Consider the following 8,080-nt stretch of genomic DNA (forward strand, 5'->3'; position numbering starts at 1 on the left):
GCGTTAAAAGCAAGCTGCGTTAAAAGCAAGCTGCGTTAATTTAATCCAAATTCAATCAACCCCACATCAAAAATCCACCCAGCTCACCACAACTGCGCCATTCCTTTCACCATTTAATTGATTCAATCATACCTAAAACCCACTACCCCCACCCTACGAGCTTTAAATCTGATTTTGGTTTGTGCATAAACCAGTAAAAATAAAAATGCGCTAATGTTATCAATGCTATCGGCACATATTTGGGTTTGGGATTGGACTTGATTTGTGTGTGTGTTACTTCTGTTTGTGTGTCCGTTTTCAGGCAGCCTGAATGGGTGTGTTCTTGGTTCTGTTTCTGTTGTTGCGCTCGCTTTTTCATCAACGCACCACGCAACACATCCAGCCAGCTCCTTTTATTTGGGCTGACTTGCATGCTTTTCATTTCCTTAAGCCATCTCGAGATGGTTTCTTGGCTTTTATTCAGTTGTTGGGCAATCTGTTCTTGTGTGTGTTTGCCCTTTTGCCAAAGCAGAAACGCTTTCTGTTTCAATGGTTCAATGACTGCTCGGCGAACCACACCGCTTTTTTTGCCTTTGTTGCTTTGGCGTTCAATAAAGCGTTGCTCACATTCGCCATCGTGTTTCCACACCCATTTCGCTACACTTTTGGCAATATGCCCAATCTCATTCACTGAAAGCGGTATGGCAAAATCATTAAAACCCAATGCTTTGCTTAACACGGCTGTATGCCATTCTTTAAACCCACTGCCACGATATTGGCGCACCGCGTCATACGCCCAAAAGCGCAAACAATCAAACACCGCACAATTGCGCCCAAATAATTGACCGCTCTCTAAAATATCTTGGTGTTTTTTATGCTTTGCCAATTCAAACATATTGGGCAATTCAAAATCCATCGCCAACTCATCTAACGTAAATGTGTTCGTATGTAACAGGCTGGTCTGCCATTGCTCGTGTAATGGATTGTGTGCCAGCAAACCTGCATAGCGTAAATCCGCACCCAACTTCACCGCCATTGCATGATAAATCGCTTTGGCATAGCGAATCGGTTTCATTTTGGCGGTGTCATAAGTGGCAACTGGCGTTTTCAGCACATAGAATAAATGGCAATGTCCGCTCTCTGGATTTTGCACAATCAGATTTGGCGCAGCTAAGCCCACGTCTTCCCAAACGAAAGCCGCGTTTTGATGGTCCACATCAAAGACCATGATTTTCCAAGAAAAAGGTGAGTTGATTTGAATTTGCGGATAGCGAATGGCATGCTTTTGAGTGCGAATCACAGTGGGGCAAGCATTGCCGTCAGAGCAGTAAGGTTTACTTGGTAAAAGCGGTTGAATAAAGTCTTTGATTAAATCTTTGTATTTTTGCATTTTTTTGTATTGCATTTATCATTATTCAATGATAGAATGCACCTTAAGTTAGTTGGCGCACTTGTGGCGCTGATATGTTCCGACCCTTCCTAAAGTTAGAACATCCCTATTGAGAAGCCCGCACGCCAATGCGGGCTTTTCGTCTTAAAATGTGCGCGAATTATAGCACACATTTGTCCAATCAATTTAATTTTCGTTCTCTGTATTTGCTGTTACTTCTTTTGTATATGTTCTGTAACTTGATTAACAGAATTTCTATTGCAGTCTGATTATTGGTATCGCGCTTACAACATAAAGACACCACTTTTTCAAAACCAAACAAACGTTCCAATACACGGTACATACTGACCACTTTATCAATCTGATCGGAATCTTCATTAATCTTATCAAACAGTTGATGGAATATCGTACAATTAATTGAATCAAGCTCTTCCACATAGCCATGCTCTCTGGCTTCATCATTAAGGAAGCGAACCATATTTTCATTCATGGCATCAATAGTGGAATACCGCCACACTTCTTTACGAAACTTAATAATCTTTTGATTCAAATTAGATTGCTCTTCTTCAGGCATATATGTACTGGTTAGAAGATTCTTGTTCAACTCACGTTTCCATGCAGTAATAATGGCATCAATGTGTGTCATGACTGACTGGCAATAAAGAATTTTATCTTGTTCAATCCATTGAAGAACAATTTTTTCCATTGAAAACAACACTTCAAAAATATGCTTGCGCCATTCAATAATTTCCTTTACATCATAATATCTAGTTTCTGGATCTATCCAAAGCCAATAGAGGCATTCCAAAAAATGTTGAATAGCTTCGTATTGCTCATACTGAACTGATTTATCAATGAAATCAATAATATCATCTTTACCCTTTTTCGTATTTAAGAGTTTCTTCAACATTGACTTATTAATTCTTTCTTTAAATTCAATTGGTTCAATAACTTTACCTTCTGACAATGAGTCTGTGAGTACAAATAAATATGACATGATGTTCTTTTTATTTAACTAATATACTTAATATATATTTGCTTAAATAAAACACCAAATTTTTGACAAAAAAATTTCGCATCAACTTTACTTCATACTGCCTAAACCAAGTTGGTGGTTGTTCATATGCTGAACTGATTGCTGCTCAATTGACTGTGACCATGATTGAATATAGCCAATCCAACCAAAAGCCTTCGCAGCTTCTTCAATCAGCCACTTTTGTACTCTTATGATGTATTTGGCGTATTCTTCTTCACTTAATTCATCAATGGGTATATCATGATTCATGATAGGATGGTACGATGATGAAAAACAGCTTTTTATGTGCTTTTCTTGAATTTTAAATGAAGTTATAGGCTCTTCCTGCTGATTTTCATGCTTTTCAAATTTCGCATGCACCCGCATATTGGGTTTTGATTGTTTTGTTGAGTACGTTAAATGACAAGAAGCATTTGCCTTAACAATGCGTTCTGAATGTTTGAAATAACGCTGTTGTGCATAAACAGAAGTCGTTTGCTTACACATCTCCAGCCTATCTTTTAAAGATTGAATGTGCTGACTTTTTACCACATCCATCGATTGATGTTGCATGGAATCAATCAGTTTTTGACGATATTCATCTAAAGAAACGTCTTTTGCAATGGATAAGCGAATCGACTTGGATGAATTATCAGGCAAAATAGAAATCGAACCTCGCACTTCTCTGCTCACATGAAAACCAACCTGTTCTAAATACTTGACCAAATCATCTCGCGTTTCTAAGTCATGGTTTTCTAAGATGATGTTTTCAATCATATATTGGAGCATTTCGTGATTGAACGTTTTGCTTTGTCGCGTATTTAAATGATGGCGATACACATTAGCTGGTGCATTCTTCCAACTTTCACAACCATATTTGGCATCTACCCAATCTTGAAAAGCATCAATTGTCTGCAAATGATGTTTACAAAAGAAATTGTATTGTTTGATATGGCCGATGGGCTCAAGAAAACGTGTATTGACAACAAAATTGAGTTCCAATCGACCTTTATCCGTGTGTTCAATCCATGCCCAATGGATGCGTTCACGAATTTCTTGATTGGGCATAATCGCTTGCATAAATTCGTCCATTATTTCGTATTTGTCCTGCTCTGAAAAATGTTCAGGTGCTTCTTTAAAAGACAGGCAGCCTGAAAAATATTTCACTGACGAGCGCTGATTTTCAGCCAACATTTCAGCCAATCCCAGACTGCCCGAAAGCAATCTGGCGGTGTTACTTTCTACTCGCTCATTCAAAAAATAGGCAAATGCATTTTGAATAGGCTGTTTGTTGCTTTTGAAAAACTTGACTATCATGATGATGATTTACCTTCAAGAATGTCAATTAATTTGCTCAAATTACGCAAAATGGTCAGATTAGACTGTTCTAATGCTTGAGTGTGTTTGAGTAGTGCTTCAATATGTTTTTGGGTTTCATGATCGATAGGCTCATTTTTGAACACATGTGCAATTTTGATGAGCTGGTTCAAATCATTGAATGAGCGTTGTACAAAAACAAAATTTCGTTCAAACAGATTGATGTATTTGGACATTTTCTGTTCTGTCTCTATTTTAGTGGCTAAATGTTTGAGCCGAACCGATAATGCTTCATTGAGAATTCGCGAACGGTCGCATTGCTTTTGCTGTGCCAGTTTTTCTACTTCGTCCAAGTTAGGTTGTGTGATTCGGAAACTGATGGATTTGCTTTTAGGTTTCATGATGTGAATGTTTTCAAGGTATTAGCCATAATATAAATGCCATACCCAAGTTCTCAAACCCACATTCCTGAGATACACCCCGTGAGCAAGTATGTCGTCTTGTATGACGCTGTCATACTGCGTATGACACCATCATACAAGCCGATACTTGGTCAGGCTTGCCGCCCGACACCCGCTAAGATGGATGCTTTTTCAAAGCATCTATGCAATCAAAATCGCATGTTCCCTTCAATTGGTAACATGCGATTCGCTTTCTATTTTTGATTAGATTTTTGCTCTGCCAATAAGCGGTCAACCGCTTCATTTAAAAGCTGCTTGACGGTCTTATCTTGATTCAATGCCAAAATTTTCAGTTCTTTGTATTTGTCTTCTGCCATCACAAAGCTGACTGATTTTGTCTGTACATTTTCAGCTGCTTGCAACTGTTCCACAGATGGGCGTTTTGGGCTTAAACTCATGGTGCAATTTCCTATTTTACTGGGTTAATCAATGACAATACTTCATCACATAAATTATTGATTTCTTTACTTGCTTCTCCACTTGGTTCTTTATCCAAAACCGTCCGACCTTCCGCAGCCGAACTCGGATAAATCACACGTTGGCAAATGGCAGTATTCAAAATGGGCAAACCAAATTCCAATAGCGCGTCTCGCACTTCACCACCTAATTTTGTTCCCTTTATCATTCTAGTAATCAAAAGGGCAGTCTGCAATTTGCCATCTGTCAGTTCAATACGCTGTTTAATCAGTTCAACCAATTCGGATGCAGCCCATATGTCATATGGCGATGGTTGTACTGGGATAATGACCAAGTCAGACACTTTCATCGCAGATACTGCTAAGGCCTGTGATTGTGGTGCACCATCAATGACCACAAATTCTTTGTGCGCGATATGTTTTAAATCACGCTCAATCGTTGGACGGTCAATACCAATGACAGGCACCGTTTGTTCAGGATTAGACGCAGCCCAATCGCGCGAGCTACCTTGCGGGTCGCTATCCACCAAAACCACATCATACCCACGCAATTGCAATGCCCTCGCCAAATGAGTTGAAATGGTGGTCTTTGCTACCCCACCTTTGAAATTCAAAACAGAAATGACCTTCATTGTTACTTTCCATTTAAAACGGAAACATATTTTCCCATTTTACAATGAAAAAATCAATATCTATTTATTGATAATAATAAAAAAATATTTACTAAAACAAGTAAATCATATTCAATACAATCCATGAAATCATGTTTAAAAGACCAATTTCATTATGCTAGAATGCGCTTTTTTGACTCATTGCAAGCACCAAATCATGATGAAACTGTCTCCAACCGCATTGGGCGTTACCCTGCTCACTGGTATCAGCACATATACTTTTGCCAATCCCATTGACGCTATCCAACAAAGTCAGCAAATCAAGCAACAGCAAGATATTCTCCAGCAGCAGCGCGAACAGCAATTGCGACAAATGAACTTACCTGAGCAAGATGTGCGTTTGCCTGAGCCCAGTTTCGTACCCGATTTGATTCGTTCCCATGATTTCAGCAAAGATGAGTTATGTTTCCCAATTCAAAACGTTTCATTGATGGGTGAGGAAAGTCAGCGATTTCAATTTGCTTTAAAACGTGGCTTAAAAGAATTGGGGTTTCAGCCCAATCAGTGCATGAGCAGCACAGACATTAATCGCTTGATGGGCTTGGTACAAAATCACATCATCGGTCGTGGCTATACCACCACTCGCGTATTGGCTGCACCTCAAAATCTGCAAACAGGTAAGCTGGAATTAACGTTGATGGCAGGTTACATCAAAGATTTCAAAGTCAATCAAAGCCAATCTGAACACACGCATGCAGGTCGTATTGCGGCATTTCAAAATGAATTTCCCACCAATCGCAAAAAATTATTGAATTTACGCGAGCTCGAACAGGGACTGGAAAATCTCAAGCGTTTGCCCACCGCCGAAGCCAATATTCAAATTGTACCCACCGACAAACCCAATGAAAGCAATGTTGCTATTGATTGGCAACAAAGACTGGTACCATTTCGTGCGACTTTTTCATTGGACGATTCAGGCAGCAAAAGCACTGGAAAATTGCAAGGCAGCATGACTTTATCTGCCGACAATCCACTGGGTTTAAGCGATATGGCGTATGTTTCTGTGGGCAGGGGCTTGGGCAATATTCCCGACTTAAAAGACAGTGATGGCAAGACCATTAAAGGCAAAACCAATAACTACGCGCTGCATTATTCCGTACCTTTTGGCAAATGGACGTGGTCTGTCAATCACAGTCGCTACCGCTACCATCAAGCGGTAGCAGGCTATCAAGAAAACTACGACTACAGTGGCGAAAGTACCAGCAGTGATGTCGGTTTCAATCGCTTGCTCTACCGCGATGGCAAACGCAAAACCCATTTGGGTGCGAAACTGTGGCAAAAAGAAACCCGAAGCTATATTGATGATGCCGAATTGGATGTACAAAAACGCAAAACTGCGGGCTGGGGCATTGATTTCAGTCATAAGGAATACTTAGACGACATCAGCGCACAACTGAAAGTGGCGTATAAACGCGGTACAGGCATGAATGGTGCACTGCCCGCTCCCGAAGAGGCATTTGGTGAAGGCACATCACGCATGAAAATCATCACGGCTGATTTAAACGTGAATATACCGTTTCAGATTAAAAAACAAAAATTTGCTTATGACACAAGTCTACATGCACAATGGAACAAAACCCCACTGACACCGCAAGACAAAATGGCCATCGGTGGGCGCTATTCTGTGCGTGGCTTTGATGGCGAAATGAGTTTGGCTGCCGAGCGTGGCGTACAGTGGCGCAATGAACTGAGTTGGCAATATGCCCCACAACATCAAGTCTATCTGGCTGCAGACGTGGGTCATGTGTCAGGACCATCGGCACAATACTTGCTTGGACAAACTTTGGCAGGTGGGGCGATTGGTTTGCGCGGACAATTTAAAGCAGGTGGTGCATTGTCATACGATGTCTTTGCCAGCAAAGCCATTAAAAAACCAGAATTTTTTCAAAGCAAAAACACCACGACTGGATTTAGTCTGAACTACTCATTTTAAGATGTTACAATAAACCCAAATTGATTTGGCTCACAACAACAGAGATTTTTCATCATGAACAAACATTTATACAAAGTGATTTTCAACCAAGAACGCGGACAGATGATGGTTGTCCCTGAAAATGCGACCGCACAGGGGCAATCCAGCACCAATACATCTGCGGAAAACCCTGTTGCTGAGCCAGTTGATTCTTCTTTTGTTTCAGGCTGCCTGAAACCACTGACATTTTCTTTAATGCTGATGTTTGGCACAGCTTTTATTGCGGAAACAACTGAAGCAGCCAATATTCAAGCGGATAAGAATGCACCCAAAAATGAGCAGCCGATTGTGTTGCAAACCCCAAATGGCTTGCCACAAGTCAATATCCAAACACCCAGTAAAGCTGGGGTGTCGGTCAATCAATATCGCCAATTTGACGTGGATGAAAAAGGCGCGATTCTAAACAATAGCCGCACCAACACCCAAACCCAACAAGCTGGCTGGATACAGGGTAATCCATTGTTGGCAACTGGTGAAGCCAAAATCATCGTCAATCAAGTAAACAGCCAAAACCCAAGTTTACTCAATGGCTATGTGGAAGTGGGCGGCAAACGTGCAGAAGTGATTTTAGCCAACCCTGCTGGTATCCAAGTGAACGGTGGTGGCTTTATCAATGCCCAAAGTGCGACCTTAAGCACAGGTCAAACCCTGATTCGCAGTGGGCAATTAGACCAGTATGCCGTACACGATGGCAAAATCAGTATTAAGGGCAAAGGTCTAAATGCCAAAGACACCGATTTCACTAAAATCATTGGGCGTTATGTGGAAGTGGATGCGCCGATTGCCGCCAATGATTTAACCGTAATTGCTGGGCAAAACACGGTTGCCGCGGATGGCAAAATTCAGGCTGCCGCGAAAA

The 8,080-nt window shown here is 40.9% G+C and carries 8 protein-coding genes; 2 read left to right on the forward strand and 6 right to left on the reverse strand.

The window, feature by feature from the left end; all coding sequences use genetic code 11:
• Positions 1-142: 142 nt before the first annotated feature.
• The 6 genes from Q338_RS11210 to parA form a co-directional block, all read right to left on the reverse strand.
• Complete coding sequence (locus Q338_RS11210; RefSeq protein ID WP_051968629.1) at positions 143-1,384, reverse strand: replication initiation protein; 1,242 nt, start codon at positions 1,382-1,384, stop codon at positions 143-145.
• A 166-nt stretch (positions 1,385-1,550) separates the two neighbouring features.
• Positions 1,551-2,366 carry a hypothetical protein gene (locus Q338_RS11215; RefSeq protein ID WP_034295454.1) on the reverse strand — a complete coding sequence of 272 codons (816 nt, stop codon included), beginning with the start codon at positions 2,364-2,366 and terminating at the stop codon, positions 1,551-1,553.
• An 87-nt stretch (positions 2,367-2,453) separates the two neighbouring features.
• Positions 2,454-3,701 (reverse strand): relaxase family protein, encoded by a 1,248-nt coding sequence (locus Q338_RS11220; protein WP_034295456.1) that lies wholly within the window; start codon positions 3,699-3,701, stop codon positions 2,454-2,456.
• Complete coding sequence (locus tag Q338_RS11225) at positions 3,698-4,102, reverse strand: hypothetical protein (protein WP_034295458.1); 405 nt, start codon at positions 4,100-4,102, stop codon at positions 3,698-3,700. Before Q338_RS11225 ends, Q338_RS11220 begins: the two co-directional genes overlap by 4 nt.
• Positions 4,103-4,356: 254 nt before the next feature.
• Positions 4,357-4,560 (reverse strand): ribbon-helix-helix domain-containing protein, encoded by a 204-nt coding sequence (locus tag Q338_RS11230; RefSeq protein ID WP_034295461.1) that lies wholly within the window; start codon positions 4,558-4,560, stop codon positions 4,357-4,359.
• 11 nt (positions 4,561-4,571) lie between these two features.
• On the reverse strand, positions 4,572-5,210 hold the full coding sequence (parA, locus tag Q338_RS11235; RefSeq protein ID WP_034295463.1) for a ParA family partition ATPase: 639 nt from the start codon (positions 5,208-5,210) through the stop codon (positions 4,572-4,574).
• A gap of 199 nt (positions 5,211-5,409) precedes the next feature.
• Between parA and Q338_RS11240 the strand changes: the two genes are divergently transcribed.
• Both Q338_RS11240 and Q338_RS11245 read left to right on the forward strand, forming a co-directional pair.
• Positions 5,410-7,182: a ShlB/FhaC/HecB family hemolysin secretion/activation protein gene (locus Q338_RS11240; protein WP_084693597.1), complete on the forward strand. Its 1,773-nt coding sequence runs from the start codon at positions 5,410-5,412 to the stop codon at positions 7,180-7,182.
• 54 nt (positions 7,183-7,236) lie between these two features.
• The coding region (locus tag Q338_RS11245) for a two-partner secretion domain-containing protein (protein WP_034295465.1) at positions 7,237-8,080 on the forward strand (844 nt) is incomplete at its 3' end.

This window comes from Alysiella crassa DSM 2578 (assembly GCF_000745955.1).
GTDB classification, from domain to species: Bacteria; Pseudomonadota; Gammaproteobacteria; order Burkholderiales; family Neisseriaceae; genus Simonsiella; species Simonsiella crassa.